Here is a 979-nt window from a genome sequence, read left to right as displayed (position 1 = left end):
GGTGGGGAACACCTCCCACCCCGCAGGGCGCGCCCACGCCCGCGTGAGCGGGCGACCGCGCGAAGCGCGAGAAGGGCGAGCGGGTGGGGAGAAACCGCCGCTCAGCCCGCGGCACGCAGCGCGCACCGGGCCGTCTCGCCGCTCTCCGCGCCGTAGGCGCCGCCAAACAGCGCCGCGTGGATGAGCACGTGGTGCAGCGCGTGCAGCGGCGCCCGCTCGCGCCGCCCCGGCACCGGCCGTACCTCCTCGTACGCCCCGATCACCCGGTCCCACCGCGGGCAGCCGGACAGTTCGAGGAAGGCCAGGTCCGCCTCCGGGTGCCCGCCCTGCGCCGCCGGGTCGATCAGGTGCGGCCGGTCGCCGGTCCACAGGATGTTGCCGGCCCACAGGTCGCCGTGGATGACGGCCGGCCGCTGCGGCGCCCCGGCGACCTCCTCGATCCGCTCGCACAGCCGCTCCACGTCCCGCGCGTCGCCCGGGCCGATGCCGCCGCCGTCGACCGCCATCCGCAACAGCGGCAGCAGCCGGTGCTCGACGTGGAACGCCGGCCAGCCGGCCGGGTCGTCGACCGGCGGCTCCGGCGTGGTCAGCGGCACCGGACCGAGGTACAGCGGGCCGGCCGTGCCGTAGTGCGGCGCCGCCGTCTCGTGCAGGGCCGCGAGGTCGCGGCCGAGCCGCTCCGCCTCCGCGTCGCTCGGCTCCGCCGTGTCCACCCACCGCAGCACCAGCACGTCGGGCTCGACGGCCAGCACCTCGGGCACCGCCACGGCCCCCGTGGACCGCAGCAGTTCGAGGCCGGCCGCCTCGGCGGGGAAGAAGTCCGCCGGCGCGCCGTCCCTGGTCTTGGCGAAGTAGGTGAGGAAGGGACCGCCGTTGTTGTCGACGCCGAGGCCGAGCCCCACCCGGTACGCGTCGCAGATCTCGCCCCCGCTCACCGGGGAGGCGCTGAACGGGATCATGCCGAGCAGCCCGCCCACCC

1 protein-coding gene is annotated in these 979 nt (G+C 77.0%); it reads right to left on the bottom strand.

Annotated features, from left to right (window positions below; all coding sequences use genetic code 11):
- Positions 1 to 101 precede the first annotated feature (101 nt).
- Positions 102 to 977 carry a fructosamine kinase family protein gene (locus E1265_RS36520; protein ID WP_243741380.1) on the bottom strand — a complete coding sequence of 292 codons (876 nt, stop codon included), beginning with the start codon at positions 975 to 977 and terminating at the stop codon, positions 102 to 104.
- Positions 978 to 979: the final 2 nt, after the last annotated feature.

The sequence above is a fragment of the Streptomyces sp. 8K308 genome (genome assembly GCF_004348315.1).
GTDB lineage: Bacteria > Actinomycetota > Actinomycetes > Streptomycetales > Streptomycetaceae > Streptomyces.
The sequence above is the reverse complement of the archived record's forward strand: the minus strand, read 5'-3'. Positions and strand labels throughout refer to the sequence as shown.